General features: G+C 62.4%; 25 protein-coding genes. 20 read left to right on the top strand and 5 right to left on the bottom strand.

Features of this window, described 5'->3' with window-relative positions; genetic code table 11:
• Positions 1-211 precede the first annotated feature (211 nt).
• From ACBR42_RS06180 to argE, 4 genes are read left to right on the top strand one after another with little or no spacing between them, the layout of a single operon-like run.
• On the top strand, positions 212-718 hold the full coding sequence (locus ACBR42_RS06180) for a flavin reductase family protein (RefSeq protein ID WP_371207503.1): 507 nt from the start codon (positions 212-214) through the stop codon (positions 716-718).
• A gap of 21 nt (positions 719-739) precedes the next feature.
• The gene (locus ACBR42_RS06175) at positions 740-2191 is read left to right on the top strand and encodes a 4-hydroxyphenylacetate 3-hydroxylase family protein (RefSeq protein WP_371207502.1); all 1452 of its coding nucleotides are present in this window, start codon (positions 740-742) and stop codon (positions 2189-2191) included.
• A gap of 28 nt (positions 2192-2219) precedes the next feature.
• The gene (locus ACBR42_RS06170; RefSeq protein WP_162900523.1) at positions 2220-2627 is read left to right on the top strand and encodes a RidA family protein; all 408 of its coding nucleotides are present in this window, start codon (positions 2220-2222) and stop codon (positions 2625-2627) included.
• 24 nt (positions 2628-2651) lie between these two features.
• A complete protein-coding gene (argE, locus tag ACBR42_RS06165) occupies positions 2652-3821 on the top strand; it encodes an acetylornithine deacetylase (protein ID WP_371207501.1) in 1170 nt (389 codons plus the stop codon).
• A gap of 49 nt (positions 3822-3870) precedes the next feature.
• Here argE and ACBR42_RS06160 read toward each other — a convergent pair whose 3' ends face one another.
• Positions 3871-4722: an alpha/beta hydrolase gene (locus ACBR42_RS06160; protein ID WP_371207500.1), complete on the bottom strand. Its 852-nt coding sequence runs from the start codon at positions 4720-4722 to the stop codon at positions 3871-3873.
• Positions 4719-5975, bottom strand: coding sequence for an amidohydrolase/deacetylase family metallohydrolase (locus ACBR42_RS06155; protein WP_371207499.1), 1257 nt, complete (start codon positions 5973-5975; stop codon positions 4719-4721). Before ACBR42_RS06155 ends, ACBR42_RS06160 begins: the two co-directional genes overlap by 4 nt.
• Before the next feature lie 131 nt (positions 5976-6106).
• On the opposite strand from ACBR42_RS06155, the gene ACBR42_RS06150 reads away from it, so the two are divergent.
• Genes ACBR42_RS06150 through ACBR42_RS06130 form a run of 5 tightly spaced genes read left to right on the top strand, consistent with a single transcriptional unit; the run spans position 6107 to position 11589 of the window.
• The gene (locus ACBR42_RS06150; RefSeq protein ID WP_132305002.1) at positions 6107-8491 is read left to right on the top strand and encodes a xanthine dehydrogenase family protein molybdopterin-binding subunit; all 2385 of its coding nucleotides are present in this window, start codon (positions 6107-6109) and stop codon (positions 8489-8491) included.
• Positions 8488-9294, top strand: a complete 807-nt coding sequence (locus ACBR42_RS06145; protein ID WP_371207498.1) for a xanthine dehydrogenase family protein subunit M — start codon at positions 8488-8490, stop codon at positions 9292-9294. Before ACBR42_RS06150 ends, ACBR42_RS06145 begins: the two co-directional genes overlap by 4 nt.
• Positions 9291-10424 carry a 2Fe-2S iron-sulfur cluster-binding protein gene (locus tag ACBR42_RS06140; RefSeq protein ID WP_102325527.1) on the top strand — a complete coding sequence of 378 codons (1134 nt, stop codon included), beginning with the start codon at positions 9291-9293 and terminating at the stop codon, positions 10422-10424. The genes ACBR42_RS06145 and ACBR42_RS06140 overlap by 4 nt, the downstream gene beginning before the upstream one ends.
• Complete coding sequence (locus tag ACBR42_RS06135; protein ID WP_254057997.1) at positions 10414-10920, top strand: MarR family winged helix-turn-helix transcriptional regulator; 507 nt, start codon at positions 10414-10416, stop codon at positions 10918-10920. Before ACBR42_RS06140 ends, ACBR42_RS06135 begins: the two co-directional genes overlap by 11 nt.
• A 36-nt stretch (positions 10921-10956) precedes the next feature.
• Positions 10957-11589 (top strand): DUF1989 domain-containing protein, encoded by a 633-nt coding sequence (locus ACBR42_RS06130; RefSeq protein WP_371207497.1) that lies wholly within the window; start codon positions 10957-10959, stop codon positions 11587-11589.
• Positions 11590-11609: 20 nt separating this feature from the next.
• Here the strand turns inward: ACBR42_RS06130 and ACBR42_RS06125 are convergent, their stop codons facing one another.
• Together ACBR42_RS06125 and ACBR42_RS06120 are read right to left on the bottom strand one after the other, a co-directional pair.
• Positions 11610-13067: a sodium:solute symporter gene (locus tag ACBR42_RS06125; protein WP_371207496.1), complete on the bottom strand. Its 1458-nt coding sequence runs from the start codon at positions 13065-13067 to the stop codon at positions 11610-11612.
• Positions 13064-13324 carry a DUF3311 domain-containing protein gene (locus ACBR42_RS06120; protein ID WP_371207495.1) on the bottom strand — a complete coding sequence of 87 codons (261 nt, stop codon included), beginning with the start codon at positions 13322-13324 and terminating at the stop codon, positions 13064-13066. Before ACBR42_RS06120 ends, ACBR42_RS06125 begins: the two co-directional genes overlap by 4 nt.
• A 222-nt stretch (positions 13325-13546) precedes the next feature.
• Between ACBR42_RS06120 and ACBR42_RS06115 the strand changes: the two genes are divergently transcribed.
• The 9 genes from ACBR42_RS06115 to ACBR42_RS06075 all read left to right on the top strand — a co-directional run bounded on the left by ACBR42_RS06115 (position 13547) and on the right by ACBR42_RS06075 (position 22817).
• Positions 13547-14941 (top strand): cytosine permease, encoded by a 1395-nt coding sequence (locus ACBR42_RS06115; protein WP_110547036.1) that lies wholly within the window; start codon positions 13547-13549, stop codon positions 14939-14941.
• Positions 14938-15690 carry a class II aldolase/adducin family protein gene (locus tag ACBR42_RS06110; RefSeq protein ID WP_371207494.1) on the top strand — a complete coding sequence of 251 codons (753 nt, stop codon included), beginning with the start codon at positions 14938-14940 and terminating at the stop codon, positions 15688-15690. The genes ACBR42_RS06115 and ACBR42_RS06110 overlap by 4 nt, the downstream gene beginning before the upstream one ends.
• A gap of 125 nt (positions 15691-15815) precedes the next feature.
• Complete coding sequence (locus tag ACBR42_RS06105; RefSeq protein WP_371207493.1) at positions 15816-17567, top strand: Hint domain-containing protein; 1752 nt, start codon at positions 15816-15818, stop codon at positions 17565-17567.
• Between the two features lie 172 nt (positions 17568-17739).
• Positions 17740-19236 (top strand): 2-hydroxymuconic semialdehyde dehydrogenase, encoded by a 1497-nt coding sequence (locus ACBR42_RS06100; RefSeq protein ID WP_132304991.1) that lies wholly within the window; start codon positions 17740-17742, stop codon positions 19234-19236.
• Between the two features lie 5 nt (positions 19237-19241).
• Positions 19242-20063: a 2-keto-4-pentenoate hydratase gene (locus tag ACBR42_RS06095; protein ID WP_371207492.1), complete on the top strand. Its 822-nt coding sequence runs from the start codon at positions 19242-19244 to the stop codon at positions 20061-20063.
• Positions 20053-20844 carry a 2-keto-4-pentenoate hydratase gene (locus tag ACBR42_RS06090; protein WP_102325535.1) on the top strand — a complete coding sequence of 264 codons (792 nt, stop codon included), beginning with the start codon at positions 20053-20055 and terminating at the stop codon, positions 20842-20844. Before ACBR42_RS06095 ends, ACBR42_RS06090 begins: the two co-directional genes overlap by 11 nt.
• Positions 20841-21263: a RidA family protein gene (locus tag ACBR42_RS06085; RefSeq protein WP_102325536.1), complete on the top strand. Its 423-nt coding sequence runs from the start codon at positions 20841-20843 to the stop codon at positions 21261-21263. The genes ACBR42_RS06090 and ACBR42_RS06085 overlap by 4 nt, the downstream gene beginning before the upstream one ends.
• Positions 21264-21273: 10 nt before the next feature.
• A complete protein-coding gene (locus ACBR42_RS06080) occupies positions 21274-21819 on the top strand; it encodes a 3-hydroxyanthranilate 3,4-dioxygenase (protein WP_102325537.1) in 546 nt (181 codons plus the stop codon).
• Entirely contained in the window at positions 21816-22817 is a 1002-nt protein-coding gene (locus ACBR42_RS06075) for an amidohydrolase family protein (protein WP_110547042.1), read from the top strand. Before ACBR42_RS06080 ends, ACBR42_RS06075 begins: the two co-directional genes overlap by 4 nt.
• Positions 22818-22833: 16 nt before the next feature.
• Here ACBR42_RS06075 and ACBR42_RS06070 read toward each other — a convergent pair whose 3' ends face one another.
• Positions 22834-23862, bottom strand: coding sequence for a LysR family transcriptional regulator (locus ACBR42_RS06070; RefSeq protein WP_371207491.1), 1029 nt, complete (start codon positions 23860-23862; stop codon positions 22834-22836).
• 265 nt (positions 23863-24127) lie between these two features.
• Here ACBR42_RS06070 and ACBR42_RS06065 point away from each other — a divergent pair, with 265 nt between their 5' ends.
• Together ACBR42_RS06065 and ACBR42_RS06060 are read left to right on the top strand one after the other, a co-directional pair.
• Positions 24128-25072 (top strand): DMT family transporter, encoded by a 945-nt coding sequence (locus tag ACBR42_RS06065; protein WP_102325539.1) that lies wholly within the window; start codon positions 24128-24130, stop codon positions 25070-25072.
• Between the two features lie 12 nt (positions 25073-25084).
• Positions 25085-26515: an MFS transporter gene (locus tag ACBR42_RS06060; protein ID WP_371207490.1), complete on the top strand. Its 1431-nt coding sequence runs from the start codon at positions 25085-25087 to the stop codon at positions 26513-26515.
• The last annotated feature ends 51 nt before the right edge of the window (positions 26516-26566 follow it).

Raw genomic sequence — 26566 nt, 5'->3', positions numbered from 1 at the left:
AGAAGACATATGAAAATATAACAGTATTTCAAAATTCATACGTCACCAGAAACCATGTGCGCACGATAGGGGATCGGAAAATCCGATGGGCGGGATCGGGATTTAATTCTTTGCCCCCTGCTGGTTCCGGCACAGGATCATGACAGGTCGGCAATGAACGTGAACCGCCAGACGGGCACGTATCCGGCACGGACTGGTGCGAGGTACGGACATGACAGACACAAACCCCCTGAAGAAGAAGTTCCTCGACGCAATGCGCAGTGTCGCGACCCCGGTTTCAGTCGTGACCACCGATGGGCCGGGTGGCCGGTTCGGGCTGACGGTCAGTTCCTTCAACTCCGTTTCCGCCGATCCGCCGGTCATATCGGTATGTATCAACCAGCGTAGTCCCATGATTGCCGCACTGGCGCGGAACGGGCGCATGAACGTCAATGTCCTGACCGAGGCGGGGGGCGAAATCGCGTCTGTCTTCGCGGGGCAGGCAGGACGGTTTTCCGCCTTTGATTTCGCCTGCGCCACATGGTCGCGCGATGATGCGGGGCTGCCGGTGCTGGATGATGCGCTGTCCACATTTTCCTGCGCCATCACGGCCACCATCCCCACGGGTTCCCACATGGTGTTCCTGTGCGCGGTCGAAAGCGTGAATTCCCGTGATGCCCACACACTTCTTCATTACCGGCGTGAATTCTGCCGCCCGGTTTCCATTCTCTCCCATTAAGACAGACGGAAGGTTTCGCCGATGATCCGCACAGGCAGGCAGTATCTTGATTCGATCCGCGACGGTCGGCGCATCTGGGTCAATGGGGAGCGCGTCAATGATGTGACCACCCATCCGATGTTCCGCCCCATCGTCAATATACGCGCACGTATTTACGACATGCAGCATGAAGATGCGTTCCGTGACCGGATGACCTATGTCGATGGGGAGGGGAACCGTTCGGCAATCGGCCTGAAATTACCCGAAACCAGACAGGACTGGGACGACAAGCGCCTGTCCACCGATACCGTTCTCAACGAGGTCGGAGGCGTTGTAACCCGCGTGGGTGATGAGACGATCGGGGAGATGTGGTCCCTGTACGACGGGCAGGACCTGCTGAACGAGGTCGATCCGCGCTTTGCCCAGAATATCCGCAATCATGTAGTCAGGGCGATCTATGCTGATCCGTTCCATGTTTCGGCCAATACCGATCCCAAGGGCGACCGTTCCAAGCGCCCGCAGGATCAGGACCCGGACATGCTGCTGCATGTGGTGAAGGAAACGGATGCCGGGATCATCGTGCGTGGCGCCAAGTATGAGACGGCGGCGGCCTACGCCAATCAGGCCTTTACCAAACCCACCATCGCCAACTGGGGGGATTCCGCCCTGTCCGATTACGCGGTGGGGTTCGTGTGTGACTTTTCCTCGCCCAACCTGAAATTCATCTGTCGTACCGGTTTTGCCGGTCGCGCGCCGGAGACGGATTATCCCCTTTCCAACCGGTTTGATGAGGTCGAAGCCCTCGTGGTGTTCGATGACGTGCTGATCCCGTGGGAAAATGTGCTGTTCTATCGCCATACGAAGGCGGCGACCTTCATCCGCGCCACCCTGCATCGCTACAGCGCATTCGCGTTCGTGCAGCGTAACCTGAAACTGGCGGACATGATGATCGGCACCGCGTTGTTCAACGTGCGCCAGACCGGTCTGGACCGGCAGCAGGCCGTTCAGGAAAAACTCGCACGCCTTGCCTGCTATCGCGAGGGGATCAACGCGCACCTGACCGCCGCCATCGCCATGGCGGAACCCAGCCCCGGCGGGCTGCTCATGCCCAATCAGTCCCTGCTGATGAGCGGGCGCGTGCTGGCGTGCTCGCAACTGCATGAAATGATGCACCTGACGCGCGAACTGTGCGGCGGACAGATCTGCGTCACGCCGGATGCTGCGGCCTTTGCCGACCCGGAAACGGGGCCGTGGCTGCAGAAATTCTATACCATTAACGAAAACTGGGTGGCGGATGACCGGCGCAGGCTACTGGCCTATGCGCGCGATCTGCTCAATTCCGATTATGCCGGACACCGCCTGACATTCCAGCTTTTCGCGCAGTCACCGCCATTTGCGCATCTGGCGGCTGTGTATCGTAATTTCGACTGGAACCCGTCGCTGGATTTCGTGAAAAAATCCGCCGGTCTCAGTGATGCTGTCGTGGGAAAGTAAGGATATCATGACCGATCTGCCAGCTACGGTGACACATCGCCGCATCCGCCCGTTCAACACGCGCGAAACCTATCCCGAGCAGAATCTCGATAACGACCTGTGTCAGGCGGTCGTGGCGGGAAAGATGGTCTATCTGCGCGGGCAGGTACCGCAGGATCTCGACACGCGGGAGAATGTCGCGGTCGGCGACCCGGAAGGGCAGGCGCGCAAGGTGGCGGAGAATATCCTTCTCCTCCTGTCCGAAGCGGGGGCCGAACCACGCCATATCTGCAAGGTGACGGTCTATCTGACCGATATCCGCTATCGGGAAGTGGTCTATCGCACCCTTGGCCAGTATCTGCGCGGTGTATTTCCCGTGTTTACCGGGCTTGTCGTCGTGGCGCTGGCGCGGCCGGAATGGTTTGTGGAAGTTGATATCATCGCCCAGCTTGACTGATCGATGACAGGGGAAAACCGGTCCATGCAGTCTGGCGCGGACAAAAGCGGCACGATCGCCATTCTGGAACGTCTTGTCGCATTTCCAACCATCTGCGGCACGTCCAATGCTGACCTGATCGACTGGGTGGAACAGTATCTTGTCGCCACCGGCGCGCGGGTCGAACGCGTGCCAGGCGATGCGGAGGGACGTTCCAGCCTGTTCGCCACAATTGGCCCGGATGGCCCGGATGGCATCATCCTGTCCGCCCATTCGGATGTCGTGCCTGTCGCGGGACAGGACTGGACGACCGATCCGTTCCGGCTGACCGCGCGCGATGGCAGGCTTTACGGTCGTGGCAGCAGCGACATGAAGGGTTTTCTTGCCTGCATGCTGACGGCAGCCGCCAGTGCGGGGCGCAGGACATTGCGTCGCCCGTTGCATCTGGCCATTTCGCATGATGAGGAACTGGGCTGTCTTGGCGTGCGCTCCTTACTGCGCGCACTGGGACAACAGGGTGTGACCGCCACCGGTTGCGTGGTTGGCGAACCGACGGAAATGGGGGTCGCCGTCGCGCATAAGGGCAAGATCGCCCTGAAGATAACATGCCATGGCCGCGCCGCGCATTCCGCCAATCCGTTCAGGGGGCAGAACGCCATTGTTCTTGCATCCGAAATGGTTATCGCGGCCGGACGGCTGCAGGATCATATCCGGCAGGAGGAAACGCATGACGGGCGTTTTGAAGTGCCGTTTTCCACCGTTCAGATCGGCCTGATCGACGGGGGCACGGCGCTGAACATCGTGCCCGACCGCTGCGTGATCATGGCGGAAATCCGCCTTCTGCCGGGATATGATGGTGCGGATTACGTCGCGTGGCTGCATGATGCCGCCCGGCGGATTACCGATGATGGGGCAAGAGGAGGGATCACGGTCGAGATCGTGAATGCCTATCCGGGTCTTGCCAGTTCAGGGGACGGCGGGATTCTGGCAACCGGCCTGCGCCATGCGCGGCAGAATAAAACGGGTGTCATAGATTTCGGCACGGAAGCGGGACTGTTCGAAAGCGAACTGGGTATTCCGTGCATTGTCTGCGGGCCGGGTTCGATTTCACGCGCGCATAAGGCCGATGAATACATCCTGCCTGCCGAACTGGCGGAAGGGGATCGTTTCCTTGCGGGTATCCTTGACGATCTGTGTGCGGAACCGGGGGCGTGATGGCGGCATTGCCCGAAGCTTTTTGAAAAAAGCTTCACCAAAAACTTCTTTATGGTGGGAAGGCTGTTTCAGATGGCAGCATCATCCGTGCAACGCGCACCAGTTCTCCCTCAGGCTGGCGGAGGGCATCCAGCACGGTGAAATGATCGGCTCCCGCCACGGGGACCAGCGGGCCGGGACAGTGCCGGGTCGCGCGCATCCGGTGTAGCGCGATACTGTCGTGACACAGGGCGGGCAGTTCACGGCTGCCATAGGCAATGGCCAGCGGTTTTTCACATGCGGGCAGGCGCAGCGGGGAAAGTGTCGCCACTTCCGCATCACTCAGGCGTAGCGCCGTATTGAATCTGGTGTCACGCAATGGCCCCAGTTCAAATATGCCCGAAATGGCCAGTCCCGCCGTGACCGCCCTGTGCCCCAGCATCAATGCGGCCAGCATCCCGCCCGCCGACCAGCCCGAAAGCAGCCGTGGGCCAGCCAGACCATAGGTGGGGCCATGCCGGTCCAGCCATGTCAGCGCGGTGTCAATTTCCTGCGTAATGGTGGTCAGCGATGCCTCTGGGGCCAGCGTGTGCCCCACCATCGCCACCGACCAGCCATGCGCGCGCAGCCCTTCGGCAAGGCAGGCAAAGCCTTCCGGTGCGTTCATCTGCCAGTACCCGCCATGGATGAATACCAGACACGGCGCATCCAGCCGGGCGGCGGGATAAAGCTGCCATACGGTGCGCGCACCGGGGGCGTAGGCGACATCCACCCGCCCCGGCAGGCTGTGCGCGCGCATGCGGGCGGATTGTGCCCGCAGCGCGCTCATATATGTCTGGCTGTCCGCTACGGCGGCGGCGTTGTCGTATGCCGCGTTGCGCGCCGCCTGATCCAGCCGCCCCCATTCTTCGGTCGGATTCATGCCAGCGGCGGGATCAGCGGGCTGTCCGCCTTGTGCATTCTGCCCGCGCGCAGACAGAATGCCGGGGCCAGCATTTCATCCACCTCCACGCTGACGCCGCTGTTGTCGGACATGGTAAAGCGACCGCGCACATGATCCAGAACGGAAATGTCCGCCTCGCGCCCGACCTGAAGCGATCCCAGCGTATCGGCCATGCCCAGCATCCGCGCGGGATTGGATGTGACGGTTGCCACGACATCATCCATCGGCATGCCAAGATAAAGCAGTTTCGACATCGCATGGGTCAGGTTGAACGGCGCGACCCCGGCAAAGGGATTGCGGCCCCGGTCGTCCAGATCGGTGGCGGAGGGAACGCGCACGTTATAGCCATGCATGTCAGCCCCCAGCGTGTAGGGACGGATGCCTGCCGCCATGACCGTGCGCGCCATGTCGAATGAAAAATGCGACCCGTGGCCGACATCCACCGTTACGCCGCGTTCCAGCGCGGCCCATACCACGGGATGCACTTCCCCCGTTTCCATTGAAATGAAACCACCCGGATGCCGCGTGAACGGATGGGCCAGAATATCCCCCGGTTCCATCAGCGGCATCAGTTCGCGTACGATTTCATCGGGGTCGATATCGGGTGCATCCTCCTTCATCGGCCAGAGCTGGCCCAGATGGATATAAAGCGGGATGCCCGCTTCCCGCGCGATGCGCTTGCCGATGCGGATGACATCCAGCCCCCAGCGCGACACGCCGCCCAGTTCGCAATGCGCCTTGATCCCGCGCACCAGATCGGCATTTTCCCGCGCGGCGCGCACCGAATGTTCGACGTTGGTCTGACCGGGGCCATACAGTTCGGGGTAAAGGTGGCCTTCCAGCCCGCCCACCAGATAGGCGGACAGGAAACACAGCACCCTGCTGTCCGACGGGTTGGAAATGAAATTACGGAACCCGCCAATGGTCATGCAGCTTGGTCCGCCCTGGTCAACCAGTGTGGTGACACCCGAACGCACGCCCACCAGATCGGCATTCAGGCCGAAGCGACCGGTTACATGTTCATAGATATGACCGTGCGTGTCGATCATGCCAGCCGTCACGATCTTGCCCGATACGTCATGCGTCTCGCGTGCCGTGGCATCAGGGCCGATCGTGGATTCGATCGCCACGATCCGACCATCGCGAATGCCGATATCGGCCACGCCGTGGCGTCCGGTCATCGGGTCGATAAGGGTGCCACCACGCAAAAGCGTGTCAAATGCCGAATTCATTGGTTGCCTCCGCCGCTATTAACAGTCAGTATACTGACGATATACGGGCGTGCAAGCCTGATATGCGGCCCGCCGCGATTCTTCACCCCGCCCGGTCCCCGCCGGGCGTGCGATCAGGGATATAAGGCGTAATGACCACAGATGATGCCCCCCGAAGCAACAGCTTTCCCGGACATAATAATAAACAGGGCGTGGGTCAGTCCGTCCCACGCAAGGAAGATGATCGTTACTTGCGTGGAACAGGGGAGTACGTTGGCGACATCCGCCTGTCCGGCATGCGCGAACTGGCCTTTGTACGCAGCCCCTATGCCCATGCGCGGCTGGGCGCGATCCACAAACCAGCGGGGCGGGAGGACTGCGTATTCACCGCCGCCGACCTGCATGGGGTGGAGCCGATTATCGCCAATTCCGGCCTGCCGGGTTTCAAATCCTCCGCACAGTATGCCCTTGCGTATGAAAAGGTCCGTCATGTGGGGGAAGCCGTAGCCGTCTGCGTGGCCCCCACGCGGGCGGAAGCGGAGGATCTGGCCGCGACCGTGGTTGTTGATTACGAGGAACTGCCCGCCCTGTCGGACATGCTGGATGCCATAACACCCGGTGCGGCGCTGGTGCATGACCACTGGGGCGACAACCTGTTCCTGCAGACGCAGGTGGCGGGGGACGTGGACGAAATCATCCGCACCGCGCCGATCCATGTAAAACGCACCCTGCGCACAGCGCGGCAGTGCATGTCCCCCATGGAAGGGCGCGGCGTCATCGCCCGGTGGGAGTCGCGGCTTAACCAGCTTGTGCTGATTACATCGACCCAGATGCCCCATATCGTGCGCACGGGGCTTGCTGGCTGTCTTGGTCTTTCAGAAGAGCAGGTACGCATCATTGCCCCCGATGTGGGCGGGGGGTTTGGTTACAAGGGCATTCTTCTGCCCGAGGAAGTCTGCGCGGGCTTCCTTGCCCGGCATCTTGGCCATCCCGTACGCTGGCTGGAAGACCGGCGCGAACAGCTTGCGGGGAATGCCAACTGCCGCGAACATCATTATGAACTCAACGCCTATGCCGATCGTGACGGGCGGCTGCTGGCGGTGGATGCCGATGCTTCGGTCGATGCCGGGGCGTATTCGATCTATCCCTTTTCCGCCTGTCTGGAAGCAGCGCAGGTGGCCAGCATCCTGCCCGGTCCGTACCGCATGCAGGGCTATCGCTGCCATACCCGTTCGGTGGCGACGAACAAGGCCGGGATCGTCCCCTATCGCGGGGTTGCGCGCGCGGGCGTGTGTTACGCGATTGAAAGCCTCATGGACGATATTGCGGTGCAGGCCGGTCTTGAACCGTGGGAAGTCCGGCTGCGCAACCTCGTGCCTGCCGAACTCATGCCTTTTGATAACATCACCAACAAACATTTCGACAGCGGCGATTACCCCGAAGCCCTGCGCCGCGTGGTGAAGGCGATTGATGTGCCCGGCGTGCGTGCGCGTCAGGCGGCGATGCAGGGGCCGGTCAGGCTGGGGCTGGGGATTGCGATCTTCTGCGAACAGGGGGCGCATGGCACTTCGGTCTACCATGGCTGGGGCATTCCCATGGTGCCGGGTTTTGAACAGGCGGTCGCCCGCCTTACGCCCGATGGCGGGCTGGAACTGCGCGTGGGTATCCAGTCCCACGGGCAGGGGCTGGAAACCACGCTGGCGCAGGTCGGCGCCGAAGTGCTGGGCATTCCGATTGAGCGGATTCAGGTGGTGCATGGCGATACGGCGCTGACACCCTATTCAACCGGCACGTGGGGGTCGCGCTGCATGGTGATGGCCGGGGGCGCTGTTGCCACCGCCTGCCGCGAACTGGCCGAACGCATCGTGGCCATTGGCGCCAAACTGCTGCAGGTGCGTGCGGAAGATGCGCGGATAGTGGACGGCGCGGTCGTAAGCGGGGAGCGCACCGTAACCATAGCGGAGGTCGCGCGCACCTGGTACCTCCGCCCACAGGAACTGCCTGCCGATGTCTCTCCCGCCGGGCTGGAGGTGACGGGCGGCTACCGGACCCGGCGTGATACCGGCACGTTCAGCTACGCCGCCCATGCGGTTGTCGTGTCGGTCGATACCGAGATGGGGGATGTAAAGATCCTTGATTACGCGATCTGCGAGGATGGGGGCGTGCTGGTCAATCCCATGATCGTGGACGGTCAGGTCAATGGCGGTCTGGCGCAGGGTGTCGGCACCGCATTGTATGAGGAAATGCCCTTCGACGCGGCGGGGCAGCCGCTGGCCACCACGCTGGCCGATTACATGCTGCCCGGTGCTACGGAAGTGCCGCTGCTGCGCATCGATCATATGGTTACGCCTTCGCCCTATACTGAATTCGGGCAGAAAGGCATCGGGGAAGGTGGAGCGATCGGGCCACCAGCCGCCATTGCCAACGCGGTCAATGATGCCCTGCGCCCGCTGGGTGTGCGCATGGATCGCCTGCCGATCACGCCGCACCGGATCGTGTCCGCCCTGATGGCGCGCGAACAGGGAGTTGCCTCATGAAGCCTGTCGATTTTGCCTTCGATCAGCCCGCCACGCTGGCACAGGCCAGCACCATGCTGGCGACAGAAGGGGCGCGGGCCATGGGGGGCGGGCAGTCTCTGGGGCCGATGCTCAATTTCCGTGTGGCCCGTCCCGCGCGGATTGTGGCGCTGCATGGTCTGGTGGAATGTCAGGGGGTGGAGGATGCGGGTGATGCCCTGACCCTTGGCGCATCCACGCCCCATGCGGCAATCGAGGACGGGCGTACGCCCGACCTGCCCGGCGGGATACTGTCACGGATCGCGGCCAATATCGCCTATCGGGCGGTCCGCACGCGCGGCACGATGGGCGGCAGCCTGTGTCATGCCGATCCGGGCGCGGACTGGCTGTGCACGCTGGGCGCGCTGGGTGCGCTGGTGCTGACATGGACCCCGCGTGGCGGGCGCATGGTGCCGCTGTCGGGCTTTGTCACCGGTGCGTTCCGCACAGTGCTGCAACCCGGTGAAATCGTGCAGGCCATACGTATTCCCCGCCCCGGCGCGGATTTTGGCTGGGGATACGTCAAGGCGTGCCGCAAACCGGGCGAATTCGCGCATGCCATGTGCGCCGTGTTGCTGGACCCCGCGCATGGGGTAAGGCGCATGGTCATCGGGGCGACCGGTGGGCCGCCCGTCGTGCTGGAAGGGGATCGTGCCGATCCGGCCGCGGTCGAAGGCGCGCTGGAGGGGGTGGGACTTGGTCCCGTCGAACGCCGCATGCAGGCGGTGATCGCCGGGCGTGCAATGGAACAGGCCATGCAGGCACACAGGGGAACGCGCGCATGAGCACACTTACACTCACGCTTAATGGCAGGCCCTGTACGGGGGATGCGACGCCACGGACCAGTCTGGCTGATTTCCTGCGCGAGACCGAGCTGCTGACCGGTACGCATGTTGGCTGTGAACATGGCGTATGCGGTGCCTGTACCGTTGTGATGGATGGCCAGCCCGTGCGGGCCTGCATCACGCTGGCGCATTCATGCAGCGGGCGGGACGTGCGCAGTATCGAAGGATTGGCCACGGATGATGTGATGGCGCAACTGCGCGCCGCCTTCACCGCCGAACACGCGCTGCAATGTGGCTACTGTACACCGGGCATGCTGGTGACGGCGCGCGATATCGTCACGCGCCTGCCTGATGCGGATAGCGAACGCGTGCGGCTGGAACTGGCGGGCAACCTGTGCCGCTGCACGGGGTATGGTGGCATCGTGCGCGCGATCATGCGCGTGCTTGAGACGCGACGGGGCGTTCAGGCCGCTATCCCGCCCAGGCTGCCCGCCGCAACCTTTGCCCGCCGCAAGCGCGATGAGGGCGTCATCCCCATGACAGCCCCGATGGCGGAGGGGGCCACAGGTGGCAATACCCCCAACCGGATGCGGCAGGTCCTGCGCATCGGCGTGCCTGCCAGTGCGGTATGGGATGCGGTGCGTGACCCGGAACTGGTGGTCGGCTGCGTGCCGGGGGCACGCCTGCTATCGCGGGAAGGCAATCAGCTACGCGGGGAAATGACCGCAAGCCTTGGCCCGATTCAGGCCAGTTTTCAGGGGGAGGCGACGGTACGGTACGCAACGGATGCGATGCGCGGCGCACTGACGTGTCAGGGGCGCGATCAGGCCAGTGGCACACGGCTGTCGGGACAGGCGGATTTTACCGTTGTGCCGGATGGGAACGAGGCCAGCCGGGTGGAAATCGACATGCACTATGCCTTGCGCGGGCCGCTGGCGCAGCTTGGGCGTGGGCCGGTGGTACAGGTATTCGCCAATGAAATCGCCCGCACTGTCGGTCTGAACCTTCAGGCCCGCTTGCGCAATGAGGAAGCCCCTCCGCCGCCTGCACGACTGGGGGCGGGCCGGCTGCTGCTAACGATTATTTGGCGCGCCCTGCGGCGGCTGGTATCGTGGGGTCATGACACATGAACCTACCGTCGCCCGTGGCGATGCACCGGGCTGGATGGGCGACATGGCGCAGCTTGGCGCACGACCGGGATTCCTGATCCGTCGGCTGCACCAGATCCATGTCGCCCTGTTTGCCGAGGAATGCGGCGTGTTCGGCATAACCCCGGTGCAGTACAGCATCATGTGCGTGGCGCAGGCGCGACCGGGACTGGACCAGAGCGAACTGACACAGGAAGTTGGCGTGGATCGCGCCACACTGGCCAATGTGCTGGCCCGGCTGGAAAAACGCGCGCTGGTACGGCGCGAACGCACCACGCGCGACCGGCGGCTCAAGCGGGTTTACCTGACCGAAACCGGGGCGGCCCTGCTGGAAGAAATGGCCGAGCCCGCCCGCCGGGCGCATGCGCGCACCATTGCCGCGTTGACAGGGGGGGACAGGGATGCCTTCCTCGATGCGCTGACCCGGCTTGTGATCGCCGGCAACGAATATGGCCGTGCGCCCATGCGTATCGGCTGATTCCCCGCCCGTCCTGATGCCAGGGAGACCGCGCGTATGACTGTTGCCCTGACCCTGCCCGAAGGAAGCCGCGTCATTCACCGGGAGACCGTTGCGCCGAAAAAGCCGTGGTCGCGCGTGCTGGCTACGGGGCAGTTTCTGAGCATTGTCGATCTGTACGGCCAGCAGGCGGTGGATTTCCTGTGCTTTACGGCGCATGCGCCCCATGCGCGGCTGAATGTTCCCAATACCGTCAAGCTGAACCGCTCGCTTTACGTAACAAAGGGAACGGATCTGTATTCCGACCGGGCGGAGAAGATGTTTTCCGTTATCGAGGATACATGCGGTTTTCACGATACGCTGGCCGGGTGCTGCAGTTGCGAGATGGATCGCCTGCGCTATGGCGTGGAAAAAACCGAAAGCTGCCGCACCAATTTCATTTCCGAGCTGTCAAAATGGGGGCTGGGACCATCGGAAATCGTCTCCAACGTCAATTTCTTCATGCGGGTGAAATTCGCCTCCGACGGGGCGCTTGAAATTGCTGAAGGGATCTCCCGCCCCGGTGATTACGTGACCCTGCGTGCGCATATGCCGGTTCTGGCTGTCCTGTCCAACTGCCCGCAGCAGAACAACCCCTGTTCAGGCTTTGCGCCGACCCCGATCGAGGTCATCGTCAGCGAAGCCGTGTGACGTGATGGCCTTGTGGCGGATCATGCCTTTGCGCTGTATCGCGCGCCTGACAGGCGGCTGACCGCCAGCATGGTGATGATGTTCAGCCCCAGCGCAAGGCTGCCGATATTGATATCGCGTATCCAGGCGGGCAGGGCAGGGAACATCGTGGCCATGGTGGCATGGGTCAGGACAGTAATCATAACAACCGTAACCCCCACGCATATGCCCGCCCCGGCTCCCGCCGTATTGACGATGCGGCGCGCGGGCAGGCTGGCCACGAGTGACGGGAACAGTTGGGTGACAAAGCTGTAGCCCATGATCAGCAGCCCAACGATGCTGATGGAACTGTCCAGCGCGAACCAGACCGCAACCAATGTTACGACCGGCACCATCATGCGCGCCACGCGTCCCACCCGCGCACGGTCCCGGGGGACGAAAACCATGGCGTAGACATTGTTGGCCACCAGTGTAGCGGTGGCGATCAGCATCATCGAACCGGGCACGATTGCCGTAAGCAGTCCCGCCGCCCCGATCAGCCCGACAAACCATTGCGGAAAGGTCTGGATCGACAGGCGCAGCAGGGCCATGTCGATCTGGCCGCCTGTCAGACCGGGCACCTGCCCGATGGCGGCGAAGCCCACGATCATGGCAAGGATCATGACCAGCGTGTAAAGCGGCATCAGCACGGCATTGAGGCGAAAGCTGCGCGCCGCATGCGCCGACAGGGCGGAGCCGAACGTATGCGGCCACATATAGATGCCAAGCCCGGATATGATGATGGTCGAACAGTACCATGACGGGCTGAACCCGCTGGTGGACAGTGTCAGCAGGTCAGGCCGCATCTGTCCGATACGGTCGAACATCGCCCCCATGCCACCGTAATAGTGCCATGGCATGTACAGTCCCAGGAATGCGACAATTCCCAGTACCAGCACATCCTTGACCGTAGCGGTCCATGCTGATCCATGCATGCCGGACACCACGACATACACGCACATGACGCTCGCCCCGATCCACACGGAAAGCGAGGGTGAGAGCAGGCCATAGGACGTGGCCTGCACGATGATGCCCAGCCCCTTGAGCTGGAGTACAAGATAGGGGATCATGGAAACCAGACCCACCACTGCCACCAGCAGCGCCAGCGGTTTGCTGTCGTAACGGACACGAAAGAAATCGGCCTGCGTCAGCAGCCCGTGCCTGCGCCCGATTCGCCATACAGGTGGCAGAAGCCAGTAAGACAGCACGAAACCCAGTGCGGTGTAGGCAACCATGTACAGTGCCGCGACCCCATGCGCGTAGGCATAGCCCCCTCCCCCCAGAAAGGTGAAGGTCGTGAACACCTCGCCTGCCATCAGCACGAACATGAAAACCGGGCCGAAGCTGCGACCACCCACGCTCCACTGTTCAAGGTCCATGCGGATGCCGCGCCGTGCCATAAGGCCCAGCGCAAGCGCGCCCGCAATGGTGCCCATTATGATAAGCAGCGCCACGTTCATGGTGCGTCATCCCCATCGTGGCCGTGGTTGGCGGGATCAAGCAGGTAGATCACCCCCATGCTGACGGAACACATGCACACCGATACCACCGTCCAGAACACGAAGAAGGGCATGCCCAGCACCATGGGCCGGTAACGGTTGGCCAGCACGCTGCCCGCCATGATCATGACCAGAGGCACGGGTGCCACGACCATGCGGATGATCGTGTTCAGCCGGGTACGGCGCGTGGGGGTGTGTGGGGTCGTCGTGCCTGTCAATAGCGTGTTCCATGGTCAGGGTGCGTAAACAGAGCCGGGATTCCGTACGGTATCGTTACGAAAAAAACCATGTCTGTAAAGAATTTGCCTATACTGACTTCAGAAGGCCGTGACGTGCTTGCATTCATACCGTTCGCATGCTGACATTATCGCGTTAACGATATGTCCCTGCACGCCATAGGCCGCGTGATTATGCCCTGCCCCCTGTCTGTGAGAGCGTGAATGGCAAGCCCTACCCCATCCTATATCGAAAACGAAACCATCTATCCCATTCCACCCGATCGCAGGCATGGCACGGCGCGCTACCTTTTCACCTTATGGTTTGGCGCCAACGTCAAGATCCTGACAATCATCACCGGATCGCTGGCGACGACGGCGTTCCATCTTGATTTCCGTTCGGCGGCGATGGCGCTGATTGTCGGCAACCTGGTGGGCGCGGTGTTCATGGCGCTGCATGCGGCACAGGGTCCCCGTCTGGGCGTGCCGCAGATGGTCCAGACCCGTGGGCAGTTCGGTACCTATGGCGCGGTGCTGGTCACGGTCATCGTGATCCTGATGTATGCGGGCTATACCGCGTCCAACGTGACCATAGGGGGCCGGTCGGTTCATAGCCAGTTTCCCGTCGTGCCCCAGTCGGCTGCCATCCTGCTGATCGGTACGTCCAGCCTGCTGGTCGCCATATGCGGCTATGACATGATCCATCGCTGCGCGCGTTACCTGTCGATCCTGTCGGCTTTTACGCTGGTGTTGTGCTTTATCTGGATCATCGGTGTGCAGGGCCTGCCTGCCGATTTCATGTCCCGTGGCAGTTTTTCCGTCCATGACTTCCTTGGCGCAATGTCGGTCGCGGCCCTGTGGCAGCTTTCCTACGCGCCCTATGTTTCGGATTATTCGCGTTACCTGCCACGCGATACCGGCGCGGTGCCTGCATTCTGGGGCACGTATGGCGGCGTGGTGACGGGGGCGACATTCCCCATGCTGCTGGGCGCGCTGTTCGGTATCCTGGCCGATGGGGGGGATGTCATCGCAACCCTGTCGCACAGTCTGGGCGGGCTGAGCTGGTTCGCCGTGCTGGTGTTCTCGGTTACGGTGGCGTGCTGCGGGGCGCTGGATATCTACGGTGGCATGCTGGCCGCGATTACGGTGCTGCAGACCTTCCGCGCCGGATGGCGGCCCGGTGCGGGGGCGCGGGTGATCTTCTGCTTCGCGCTGTTTGCGTGCGGGACGGGGGTTGCGCTGAATGCGCAGGCCGACTTCCTTGAAAACTACATGAACTTCCTGTTTCTGCTGCTGTATGTTCTGGTGCCGTGGACGGCGATCAATCTGGTCGATTATTACCTGATCCACCGTGGCGAATATGATGTGGCATCCTTCTTTCGCCCTAATGGCGGTATTTACGGGCGATGGAACGGGACGGCCCTGTTCTGCTACGTGGCTGGCACACTGGTGCAGGTACCCTTCATTTCCTCGACGCTGTATACCGGCCCTGCCGCGCGTGCGCTGGGGGGAGCGGACCTGTCGTGGATGGTGGGGCTGATCGTGGTCTGCCCGCTTTATTACGTGATCTGCCGCCTGCGCGCGGGGCGCGTGGCCGCTGGCGTCCGGCAGGTATCATGAACACGCGCGGGACGGCGGACATTACGCCAGAGCACGCGCTGCGTGTCGATCTGGCTGCCGCTTACCGCACTGTCGCACTTGAAGGGGGCGATGACGGCGTGTTCAACCATTTCTCCGCCGCCGTGCCGGGGGCGGAGGGGGAATTCCTGCTCAAGCCCTTTGGCCCGCTGTTTGAGGAGGTGACGGCATCCGGCCTGATCCGGGTCGATCTTGCGGGGCGCATCGTCGCGGGGCAGGGGATGTGGGAGCCAACGGCCTTTCACATCCATGCGCGCATCCACGCCGGGGTGCCCCGGGCACGCTGTGTGATGCATACCCACATGCCCTATGCCACGGCGCTGACCAGCCTTGCGGATATGCGCATCCTGCCCATTACGCAAAGTGCGATGCGCTTTGTCGGGCGCGTGGGCTATCTGGAAGAATATGAAGGACTGGTTCTGGATGAGGACGCAGCCCTGCGGCTGGTCGCGGCCCATCGCGATCACGACGTGGTGCTGATGGCCAATCATGGGGTATCGGTCATCGGGCGGGATGTCGCCGCCTGTCTGTATGACCTGCATTATCTGGAAATCGCCGCGCGGGACCAGTATCTGGCCCGTACCATGGGCGCACCACTTCGCTCCGTGGCGCCTGATGTCGTGGCCCGCGCGGTCGGGCAGATGGTGACGGAACGTGAAACTTCGGCTGCCGTGCATCTGGCGGCGATGAAGCGGCGGCTGGACCGCCTGTTGCCCGGATACGCGGCGTAGGTCATTTCAGCGCGCCGTTATCGGGGCGACCGGAAACCCTTTTTTCATATCTGTATGAGACGAGAGGATGGGCGCAAACGATCGCCCACAATCCACGTAACCTCTGGCGGATGGGAACAGGGCAGATGGGAAATATCGGGAATGCCTATTTTGACACCGACAATACGGTTACGGAAAGTGGGTCCTATACGCTTGCCCCCACCTCCGTACTCGGTGTTCTGGGCTCTGCCAGCATGGATGTTGAATCCGGTGATGGCAGCCCGGTTTCGGCAAATGTTTCCCTTGATGGGCTGCTCGATACGCCCATAACGGCGCTGAGTACCTACACGGTAACCGCAGGGGACAATACATCCGTTACGGTCACGGCCGGGACGGTGGCGCTGGGCACCAGCGTGATCGTGGATGCGGACGGGGGTGATGTCAGTCTCGCCGGTGGGTTGCTGACCGCGCTGTCGGGTGTGACCATCAACATATCCAATGGCGGCACATTTGATGGTAACGGCGTGATCTCGGCCGCCAGTGGCCTGACCCTCAATTTTCAGGGGGGCGGCGGAACGCTCAATCTTGCCGGGTCCAGTGGCGGTCTCGCCCTGCTTGATGGCGCCAGTATCAATGGGTTCGGCACGGGCGACCGCATCATTGTGGAAAGCGATGGCGCGCCAGCCACCATAACCAGTGTCGATTATGACAGCTTTCTGGGCACGTCGACCGTAACATTTTCCAATGGTGATACCCTGGACCTGAACGGGCAGTATCAGGATACCGATCCGGGGACGGATAATTATCTTGGTACCGTGGCCGATACGGATGGCGCAGGCACGGTGCTGGTCTGTTTCCTGTCCGGTTCAATGGTGCGTACGGCACAGGGCGATGTAGCCATAGAAGAAATCCGCGTGGGTGATGAAATTCTGGTCCATCATGAGGGACGGCAGGTGTTCCGTCCCGTCATATGGACGGGAACCGCCACGGCCAGCGTGAAACCCGGCCCCTATCCCGATGAGGCGGGGTATCCGGTACGCATCGTAAAAGATGCCATCGCCAGCGGTGTTCCCTACAGGGATATGCTTGTCACGCCCGAACACTGCCTGTTCTTTGATGGCCGCTTCCTGCCGGTGCGCATGCTGGTCAATAACCGCAGCATTTATTACGACCGCACCATATCAACCTATACCTATTATCATATTGAAACGGCAAGCCATTCCATCATTACGGTGGATGGCATGCTGACGGAAAGCTATCTGGATACAGGAAACCGGCATGGCTTCAGGCAGACGGGACCGGTTGTCCGGTTTCCGGGGCAGGAAAAGACATGGGCGCGGGACAGTGCGGCACCACTGGATGTGTCGCAGGATTTCGTCAGGCCGCTTTTTGACATGATCGACGCCCGTGCATGCGCCAGTGACATCCCTGCACGCCATGATGTGCTGGAAACCACGGCGGATGCTGATCTGCATCTGGTAACGGATAGCGGTGCGGTCATCCGTGCGATGCGTGAAGCCAAGGGTTTCACCTTTTTCATGATTCCGCCTGGCGTGCAGGAAATTCGGATCATGTCGCGCACCAGCCGACCGTGCGACACAATGGGGCCTTATGTCGATGACCGTCGGCATCTTGGTGTCCTGATCCGTGACATCAGACTGTTTGAGGGCAATGCAGCGCGCGCCCTTACCGCACATCTGGGTCTGGACGCCCCGAATGGATGGCACGATAGCGGCAGCGCGGACCGCCGCTGGACGGACGGGAAGGCGGTTGTGGAACTGGGCAGGCGGCAGCATGCGCTGAAGGCGCTGCTGTGTATCGAAATACTGGCCGCCGGTCCCTATCATATTGCGGAGACCACGCATGAAGGAAATGGCCTGACACGCCTGATCGCCTAACAGGGGTATCCCTGTTCCGCTTCGCGGGAACAGGGCCGCGGCACGGTAATGATCATTCCGCTACACAAACGGTGCATGGTATTCCGAACGTTCATGTGGGTCTGAAGTAAATTCCATTGCGGGTGTCCCGTTTCCATCTGAATACTCCATTCAGATATTACGAGGACGCAGCATGTCCCTGCACGCAGACAGACCAATGCGGACCCATGAGGGCCTGCCGCTTCTGGGCAACTTCATCAATGGCCAGTTCGAATATACGGACCGGCTGTTCCACGACATAAGCCCCGTCGATGGCACGACCATCGCCTATGTGAACGAGGCCGATGCGCAGCAGGTGGACCGCGCCGTGCAGGCCGCACGGCAGGCGCTGGAAACCGGGCCGTGGGGCCGCAGCACGGTAACACAGCGTGTAGCCGCCCTGCGCGCGGTGGCCAGTGGCATCGAAGCGCGATTTGAGGAATTTGTCGCCGCCGAGATAGCCGATACCGGCAAGGACACGCATCACACCCGCACCATCGACGTGCCGCGCGGGATCGCCAATTTCCGCTTTTTTGCCGACCTGATCGCCACAATGGGCAGCGAAAGCTACCATACCGATACAGCCGATGGCGCGGGCGCGCTCAATTACGTGCGTCGTCGTCCGGTGGGTGTGGTTGGTGTGATCGCGCCATGGAACCTGCCGCTGCTGCTGCTGTCATGGAAACTGGCGCCTGCACTGGCATGCGGTAATGCGGTTGTGGCCAAACCATCGGAAGAAACACCCTATACCGCTACATTACTGGCGCAGGTCATGGATGACGCGGGCATACCGGCGGGGGTTTTTAACCTGGTGCATGGTTTCGGCGCGGATTCCGCAGGCGCCTTCATAACACGCCACCCCGGTATCGACGCCATTACCTTTACGGGTGAAAGCTCCACCGGCACCACCATCATGCAGGCGGCGGCACCCGGTGTTAAGCCGGTATCCTTTGAACTGGGCGGCAAGAACGCAGCCATCGTCTTTTCTGATGCGGATGTGGAGGAAGCCGCGGACGGTGTCGCCCGTTCCGCGTTCTCCAATTGCGGGCAGGTCTGTCTGGCGACGGAACGGGTTTATGTGGCGCGCCCCCTTTTCGACCGTTTCGTGCAGGCATTGCGGGTGCGGGCCGAAGCCCTGTCCCCCGCGCGGGCAGACAGCGGCGCGGGGATCGGCCCGCTGATTTCCCATGCGCACCGCAGGAAGGTTCTGGGGTATTACGCCCGTGCCGTAAGTGACGGGGCCTGTGTGGTGACCGGTGGCGACATGCCGTGGTTTGGTGATGAGCGTGATGGCGGGGCCTTTATAGAACCCACCATCTGGACCGGCCTGCCCGATGATGCCGCCTGCGTGCGGGAGGAGATTTTCGGCCCTGTCTGCCACGTCGCCCCCTTCGATACGGAGGCGGAGGTGCTGCAGCGCGTCAACAACTCCCCCTACGGTCTGGCCGCAGCCGTATGGACCAATGACCTGCGCCGCGCGCACCGTGTGGCGGCCCGGATCGATGTGGGGATCGTCTGGGTGAATACATGGTTCCTGCGTGACCTGCGCACGCCGTTCGGTGGCGTGAAACTGTCCGGTATCGGACGGGAAGGGGGCATGCGCTCGCTGGATTTCTATTCCGAAACCACAAATATCTGCATCAGGATGTGACACCCATGAATATGCCAGTCCTGACCGGGACGGCGGAACGTGCGTTCCGTCAACTCCAGACCGCTGCGCGTACCGGCGTGGCCTGCGCGCCCGTGCGTGACCTGATCGGCGGGGCTGCTGCCGTCGATACCGCCTATGCCGTGCAGAGTGCGCTGGTCGCGGCCCGTGTGGCGGCGGGGGCACGTATCGTCGGGCGCAAGATCGGCCTGACCGCCCCGGTCGTACAGCAGCAGTTCGGTATCGACCAGCCCGATTACGGTGTCCTGACCGCCGATATGGAAGTGGCACCCGACGGGATCATTCCCGTGGGTACAACCCTGCAGCCCCGGTGCGAGGCCGAAATCGCCTTCGTCCTGTCGCGTGACCTGCCCCATGTCGATCCCGGCATGGCGGAGGTCATTTCCGCCGTGGACTACCTTCTGCCCGCCATCGAGATCGTGGATAGCCGCATCGCCGGATGGGATATCACCGTGGCCGATACCATTGCCGATAACGCGTCATCCGGCCTGTTCATACTGGGGCAGGACCGACGGTCCCTGCGTGATGTGGACCTGTATGCCTGCGGCATGGTGATGGAATGTCGCGGGGGCGAGGTCTCGACCGGCGCGGGGGCGGCGTGCATGGGGTCCCCGCTTAACGCACTGCGCTGGCTGGCGGCTGAAATGGCCCGGCTCGGCATGCCGCTGCGTGCGGGGGAAGTGGTGCTGTCGGGTGCGCTGGGGCCGATGGTCGCAGCCCGGCCCGGCGACAGTTTTGACGTGCGCATCAATGGTCTGGGCGCAGTCAGCGTCCGCTTTGCGCCAAAGGGGGAACACCATGGCGATTGACGCCACCACCATACGCGCCGTGGCGCGGCGGCTGGATGATGCAGCGCGGCAGGGTCAGGCGATCGAACAGGTAACGGTGCAGATGCCGGAACTGGATCTGGACGATGCCTATGCCATACAGGCGCAGCTTGCTGCCTTGCGCATTGCGCGCGGCGAGCGGATCGCTGGCGTCAAGATGGGCTTCACCAGTCGCGCCAAGATGCGGCAGATGGGCGTGTCCGACCTGATATGGGGGCGGCTGGGGGCCGGTATGGAACTGCCCGATGGCGCGGTATTCGACATGTCCACGGCCATTCATCCCCGTGTGGAAACCGAACTGGCCTTTATCCTGCGCCGCCCGTTATGTGGTCCCGTCAGCACGACGGAAGCGCGTAACGCGATCGAGGCGGTCCTGCCTGCGCTGGAAATCATTGACAGCCGCTATCGGGATTTCCGCTTCAATGTTGTGGACGTGGTGGCGGATAATGCGTCCGCCCGTGGGTTCGTGCTGGGTGAGCCTGCATCGGCGCGGATGGATTTTTCCAACCTTGGCATGGTCCTGCATCTGGACGGGCAGGTGGTGCAGACCGGATCGTCCGCCGCCATTCTTGGCCATCCGCTGCGCGGGCTGATGGAAGCCGCGCGACTGGCGGGCGAACGTGGCGCGCGGCTTGAAGCGGGCGAGATCGTGCTGGCGGGTGCGGCGACGGCAGCGGTGGCGCTAAGGCCGGGCTGCCATGTCTCGGCCACGGTGCAGTCGCTGGGGCGTCTTGGCTTCACAACAACGGGAGAACGGTCATGACGGAAGGTGTGGTCGCGGGGCGCGCGGTGCCGCGCGGGCGTTTTCCCCATCTGCGGCGGGCAGGGGATTTCCTGTTCGTATCGGGTACCAGTTCCCGCCGCCCCGATAACAGTTTTGAGGGCGTGCGCGTGGATGCAATGGGCACGACCGATCTGGACATCCGCGCGCAGACCCGCGCGGTGATCGAAAATATCGACGCGATCCTGCGCTCGGTAGGGGCCAGTCTGGCCGATTGCGTGGATGTCACCACCTTTCTGGTCAATATGAACGATTTTGGCGGCTATAACGCGGTGTATGGCGAATATTTCGGCTTTGACGGGCCGACACGCACCACGGTGGCCGTTCACCAGTTGCCCCATCCGCATCTGCTGATCGAGATGAAGGTAACCGCCTTTTATCCGCAACCCGGTCCGGCGTGAGGGATTTCACATGACACGGCTTTCGGCATTCAGTTTCCGTAAATGGGTCGATGACAACCGCCACCTGCTGAAGCCGCCGGTCGGCAACCAGCAGATATGGACCGACACCGGACTGATGGTGACGGTGGTGGGTGGTCCGAACCAGCGGACGGACTTCCATGATGATCCGGTGGATGAGTTCTTCTACCAACTTGAGGGTGACATGGTGCTCAAGGTGGTGGATCGCGGCCAGCATTACGATGTCCCGATCCGCGAAGGGGAGATTTTCCTGCTGCCGCCGCATGTGCGTCATTCGCCCCAGCGTCCCATGCCGGGATCGGTCGGCCTGGTGATCGAAAACGCCCGTCCCCCAGGCGAGATGGACGGGTTCGAGTGGTACTGCTTTGAATGCGGCGCGCTGGTTCACAGGGTGGAGGTGCGGCTGCACAGCCTCGTGACCGATATTCCCCCGCTTTATGATGCGTTCTACGCCAGCACCGAACAGCGCACCTGTCCGCAATGCGGCGCGCTGCATCCGGGCAGGACAGCACCCGATGGCTGGGTCAGGCTGCCATGATCATTGACCTTCATTCCCACTTCCTCCCTGCCGCATGGCCGGACCTGCAGGCGCGTTTCGGCACGCCCGACTGGCCATGGATGCGTCATGTCGATGATGAACATGCGATGCTCATGCTGGGCACGCGCGATTTCCGCCCGGTCTACGATGCGTGCTGGAACGCGCAGCGGCGCGTGGCGGAAATGGATCGGGACGGTATCGACATTCAGGTCATTTCCGCCACACCCATCCTGTTCGCCTATGGTCGGCCAGCGGCGCAGGCCGAATACTGTGCGCGGATATTCAATGACGCGGCGCTGGAAATCTGTTCCCACGCTCCCACGCGGCTGCGTGCGCTGGCGCAGGTGCCGTTGCAGGATACCGACATGGCCTGCCGGGAAGCATCGCGCGCCATGGCCAGCGGGCATGTCGGGGTGCAGATCGGCAACCATGTGGGTGACCGTGGTCTGGATGACGCGGGCATCATGACCTTCCTGCATCACTGCGCGCAGGAAGACATTCCCCTGCTGATCCATCCATGGGACATGATGACCAATGCGCGGATGGGGCCGTACATGCTGCCATGGCTGGTGTCCATGCCAGCGGAAACGCAGCTTTCCATCCTTTCCCTTATCCTGTCGGGTGCGTTCGAGCGTCTGCCGCGTAATCTGCGGCTGTGTTTCGCCCATGGCGGGGGCAGTTTTCCCTACCTGCTGGGGCGTGTTGATAATGCGTGGCGCAACCGGGACATCGTGCGCGTCGACTGTCCCAACCTGCCATCGAGTTATGTGGACCGTTTCCATGTCGATTCCGCTGTGTTCGACCCCGACGCGCTGGAACTTCTGGTTCGCGTGATGGGGGATGAGCGGATCATGCTGGGATCGGACTATCCCTTTCCGCTGGGGGAAAGCCCGGTTGGCGGCCTTGTGCGGTCTGCCACGTTCCTCGGTGCGGATGCACGTGCGCGGATACTGGGGGGCAATGCGGCGGCGTTTCTGGGCCTGTCCCGCAACGTGTGAACAGGGCCGGGGGCATTTACGCCATGGGGCCGGGGAAATCCGTTCCTTCGTCCAGCAGCGGGCAGGTGGGCACGTCGTCCACCGCGCGGCGCAGTGCGGCGATCATGTACCGGGCGGCAGCGGTGCGGCTGCTGTTCAGTCCGGTGGTGATGCCTATGGGGCTTATGGTTGCACGCAGCAGGATGGGCAGCAGCACCATCCGGCCCGCCTGCGTTTCGATCTGGGCGCTCTGCCACGGCATGACGGCCACATAATCATCCGCCGCCAGCAGGCCGCGATTGGTCAGCAGGGATACGGATTCCACCGCGCCGCGCGGCGGCGGCACGCCTTCGTCGTGAAATGCCTGATCCACCTGCTGGCGCAGTACCGTTCCCGGCGGGGGCAGTATCCAGTCCGCCATCGCCAGATCCGCAAGGTGGAGCGCCCCGCGTCGCGTCAGGGGATGTTCAGGACGGGTGACGATGCAGGCGACATCATGCAGCAGGATTTCATCGGCCAGATGGTCATGTTCGCGCGTATCGGGAATGCGGCCTGCGATCAGGTCGATTTCACCACGCAGCATGGCGGGTACCAGTACGTCATTCGTCCCCTCGATGACGGAAACCGTCAGGCCCGGTCGTTCCCGGCGCAGCAGGGCGATTGCACGGGGCAGCAGCACGGCCGATGCGGATTGCAACGTGCCCACCATCACACGGCCACCCGTGGGATCGGGGCTGGTCACGTCCGCGGCGGCCTGTATGAACATGTCCATCATCACGCGCGCATGCGCCAGCAGGACCTGACCCTGTGCGGTGGGGGTGGTGCCCGAACTGGTGCGCGCGAACAGGCGGGTGCCGAACAGCATCTCCGTTTCCTGCAATGCTTTCGTCACCGCCGACTGGGTCATGTTCAACTGGCGCGCCGCTGCCGCAAGCGATCCGGTCCCGGCTATGGCCATGACCATGCGCAGGTGGCGAAAGCCCAGACGGGCAATAAGATGATCCGACAGGACGTTCCCCTTCCGCATGGCCGCGACACGGTATGTTTCGATAATGGGTCGTAACATTTTTCTGCTGCAACGGGTAAGTCATCCCCTTGCGTGGCAGATACGCCGTGATGCGTCAGGCCGGGTCCAGCGGTGCATCCTTATCCATGCGCAAGGCGGGGCGCGGCCCTGTCGTATACGTATTCATTATACCTTTGACGAAACGAATGCCGTATGGGAGGCGTGTTGTGACGCACGCGGATGCGGAATCGCGCCCGGTCGTGCCGCCGCCCAGAAAAACATTCCTGTCCATCGTCGCGCATCGTGCGCGTAACCGGAGCCCGTAGTGACCGCATCCGCGTCCAGCCCGCCGCTTGGCGGGGTCAGCAGGACCACTGGTATTTCATCGGTGGCCTACGTCCATCTTCTGATGATCTATGTGATATGGGGCAGCACCTATCTTATGGTGAAAATATGCCTCCACGGGGTCGGGCATATCCTGCCGCTGCATATCCAGTTCGGGCGCGAAGGGTGTGGCGCGCTGATTCTGGCGTCACTGGCCCTGTACCGGCACGGCCTGCCCCAGCGCCTGCGCTGGCCCGATCTGGTGCGTTGTATCGGCACCGGCATGCTCATGTGGGCAGGTGGCAATACGCTGGCGACATCCTGCGCGCCCTATGCCAGTTCTGGCTTTATCGTCATGTCGATGGGGTCGATCCCGTTATGGTGCGCGCTGTTCGACTGCGTGGTGTCACGGACCCGTCCATCCATGCGGGTGGTGGGTGCGCTTCTGGCCGGACTGGGGGGGCTGTTCATGGTGGTCTGGCCCGTCATTTCCGGGCATGGCGGCATTTCAGGGCCACATCCGGTGCTGGTGGTTATGGTATTGCAGCTTTCAGCCATGACGTGGTCGCTGGGTACGGTGTTGCAGCGTCCCCTCGCCGGGCGGCTGGCGCCGGAATGGACGGCGGCGATCCAGATGGCCTGCGCATCATGCCTGCTGGCTTTTGTCCTGTGGGTGCGGGGCGCGCCACTGCCGGATTATCCTGCGCCCGCGCAGATCGGCGCATTCGTCTATCTGGTCATTTTCGGCGGTGTGGTCGCGCCTGCATCCTATGTGGTGGTCCTGCGCACGTTTTCGCCGGAAATTGCGTCTACCTTCGCCTATGTCAACCCGGTGGTGGGGTTGCTGCTGGGGTGGGCCGTTCTGGGTGAACAGCCCGCGCTGCTGTCCATTGCCGGGATTGTGGTGGTGCTTGGCAGCGTTGCGCTGATCATGCGACGGTCGTGAAGGGCGCGCACGATGGTGCCGTTATTGCGCACCGTCGTGCTGGCCACCATCCACAGCAAGGATAATGTCTGCATGCCATCGTCCCGCCCGACCGTAGTCCATGATGTTTCGGTTCCGTTTCAACTTGGGCTGGGCGAGCGTATGAGCTACGCCTGTGGTGATCTGGCCGGTAACGCCATGTTCGGCATTACGGGGTCCTACCTGCTGTATTTCTATGTGAATGTCTGTGGCCTTGCCGCGGGTCAGGTTGCGATCCTGATGCTTGCCGCGCGTGTGGTCGACAGCGTGGCCGATCCGTGCATCGGTTACATGATCGACCGGCGCAGGCTGTTCCGTGGCCGTGTCGGCCCCTACATGAAATGGTTTTCGCTGCCATTGGGGCTGGCGCTGCTGCTGTGCTTTATCCGCCTGCCAGTGGGCGCGGGCGGGCGGCTGGCATGGGCGTACGGAACCTACCTGTTGATGGGCATCATGTTTTCGATGGTGAATGTGCCTTACGGCGTGTTGCCCAATGTCATGACGCGCAATGGTCGTGACCGACTTTCCCTGGCCATGTTCCGTATGATGGGGGCGACGGGCGGCACCTTTTTCATGGGGGCGGTCACGCTGCCGCTTGTCCACTGGCTGGGTGGCGGGAATGAACGCATCGGCTATCCGGCGGCGATGGCGGTGATCGGGCTGCTGGGTGGGCTGGTGCTGATGGTGCCTGCCTTTACATGCACGGAACGCTATGTCCTGCAGCCTGCCCATAACCCGCTGCGTGTCATGCTGGCATCCCTGCTGCGCAATCGGGCATGGGTAGTGGTAACGGTCGTGCTCAGCCTGTTTTACATCAACCTTACGGCGTTTTACGGTCTGTCGCTTTATTACGCCACGGCGGTTCTTGGTGGGCCCGCGACGTTTGGCGGGTTGCTGATTTCGGTCATGGGGATTGGCAAGGTGCTGGGTGTGACCTGTTCGGGCTGGCTGGTGCGCCGGATCGGGCAGCGCGCGACGGTGGCGGTGCCCTATGTGCTGTCGGCGCTGTGTCTGGTGATGTTTGTATGCGCGCCCAATCGACCGGTGCTGCTGGGCACAGTTTTCGGTCTTGCCTGTTTTTTTGAAGGTATGACGCTGCCGGTATTTTACGCGATGATTGCGGATGCAATCGATCTTGGCGCAGTGCTGACGGGGGTGCGGGCGGCTGGGCTGGCCTATTCCATAAACAGTTTCATGGGCAAGGTCGCGTGGGCTGCTGGCGGTGCGCTGTCGGCGGCCATGCTGGGCTGGGGTGGTTATGTCTCCGGTCTGGCGGTGCAGTCCCCGCAGGCGCGGGCGTTCATCTGCATGGGGTTTGTCGGCGTCCCCATTTTCATTGCCTGCGTGTCGGCTGTTCTGGTGTGGTTCTATCCATCCGAGGATGAGGTCATGGCGATCAGGCTGCGTGCGCATGCCGGCGCATGACCGGGGACGCCGGGCGCCCTTGACGATGGCCCGGCACTCCGATCTTGTTCT

This window comes from Komagataeibacter sp. SM21 (genome assembly GCF_041402665.1).
Classification (GTDB): Bacteria; Pseudomonadota; Alphaproteobacteria; order Acetobacterales; family Acetobacteraceae; genus Komagataeibacter; species Komagataeibacter saccharivorans.
The sequence above is the reverse complement of the archived record's forward strand: the minus strand, read 5'-3'. Positions and strand labels throughout refer to the sequence as shown.

Excerpts from the sequence above, each read along its gene's own strand:
- ACBR42_RS06150 (WP_132305002.1), top strand. The coding sequence starts at position 6,107 with ATGACCACAGATGATGCCCCCCGAAGCAACAGCTTTCCCGGACATAAT.
- ACBR42_RS06075 (WP_110547042.1), top strand. The coding sequence starts at position 21,816 with ATGATCATTGACCTTCATTCCCACTTCCTCCCTGCCGCATGGCCGGAC.
- ACBR42_RS06125 (WP_371207496.1), bottom strand. The coding sequence starts at position 13,067 with ATGAACGTGGCGCTGCTTATCATAATGGGCACCATTGCGGGCGCGCTT.
- ACBR42_RS06160 (WP_371207500.1), bottom strand. The coding sequence starts at position 4,722 with ATGAATCCGACCGAAGAATGGGGGCGGCTGGATCAGGCGGCGCGCAAC.
- ACBR42_RS06085 (WP_102325536.1), top strand. The coding sequence starts at position 20,841 with ATGACGGAAGGTGTGGTCGCGGGGCGCGCGGTGCCGCGCGGGCGTTTT.
- ACBR42_RS06175 (WP_371207502.1), top strand. The coding sequence starts at position 740 with ATGATCCGCACAGGCAGGCAGTATCTTGATTCGATCCGCGACGGTCGG.
- ACBR42_RS06145 (WP_371207498.1), top strand. The coding sequence starts at position 8,488 with ATGAAGCCTGTCGATTTTGCCTTCGATCAGCCCGCCACGCTGGCACAG.
- ACBR42_RS06135 (WP_254057997.1), top strand. The coding sequence starts at position 10,414 with ATGACACATGAACCTACCGTCGCCCGTGGCGATGCACCGGGCTGGATG.
- ACBR42_RS06095 (WP_371207492.1), top strand. The coding sequence starts at position 19,242 with ATGAATATGCCAGTCCTGACCGGGACGGCGGAACGTGCGTTCCGTCAA.
- ACBR42_RS06140 (WP_102325527.1), top strand. The coding sequence starts at position 9,291 with ATGAGCACACTTACACTCACGCTTAATGGCAGGCCCTGTACGGGGGAT.
- ACBR42_RS06110 (WP_371207494.1), top strand. The coding sequence starts at position 14,938 with ATGAACACGCGCGGGACGGCGGACATTACGCCAGAGCACGCGCTGCGT.
- ACBR42_RS06105 (WP_371207493.1), top strand. The coding sequence starts at position 15,816 with ATGGGAAATATCGGGAATGCCTATTTTGACACCGACAATACGGTTACG.
- ACBR42_RS06130 (WP_371207497.1), top strand. The coding sequence starts at position 10,957 with ATGACTGTTGCCCTGACCCTGCCCGAAGGAAGCCGCGTCATTCACCGG.
- argE (WP_371207501.1), top strand. The coding sequence starts at position 2,652 with ATGCAGTCTGGCGCGGACAAAAGCGGCACGATCGCCATTCTGGAACGT.
- ACBR42_RS06155 (WP_371207499.1), bottom strand. The coding sequence starts at position 5,975 with ATGAATTCGGCATTTGACACGCTTTTGCGTGGTGGCACCCTTATCGAC.
- ACBR42_RS06070 (WP_371207491.1), bottom strand. The coding sequence starts at position 23,862 with ATGTTACGACCCATTATCGAAACATACCGTGTCGCGGCCATGCGGAAG.
- ACBR42_RS06090 (WP_102325535.1), top strand. The coding sequence starts at position 20,053 with ATGGCGATTGACGCCACCACCATACGCGCCGTGGCGCGGCGGCTGGAT.
- ACBR42_RS06100 (WP_132304991.1), top strand. The coding sequence starts at position 17,740 with ATGTCCCTGCACGCAGACAGACCAATGCGGACCCATGAGGGCCTGCCG.
- ACBR42_RS06180 (WP_371207503.1), top strand. The coding sequence starts at position 212 with ATGACAGACACAAACCCCCTGAAGAAGAAGTTCCTCGACGCAATGCGC.
- ACBR42_RS06080 (WP_102325537.1), top strand. The coding sequence starts at position 21,274 with ATGACACGGCTTTCGGCATTCAGTTTCCGTAAATGGGTCGATGACAAC.
- ACBR42_RS06060 (WP_371207490.1), top strand. The coding sequence starts at position 25,085 with ATGGTGCCGTTATTGCGCACCGTCGTGCTGGCCACCATCCACAGCAAG.
- ACBR42_RS06115 (WP_110547036.1), top strand. The coding sequence starts at position 13,547 with ATGGCAAGCCCTACCCCATCCTATATCGAAAACGAAACCATCTATCCC.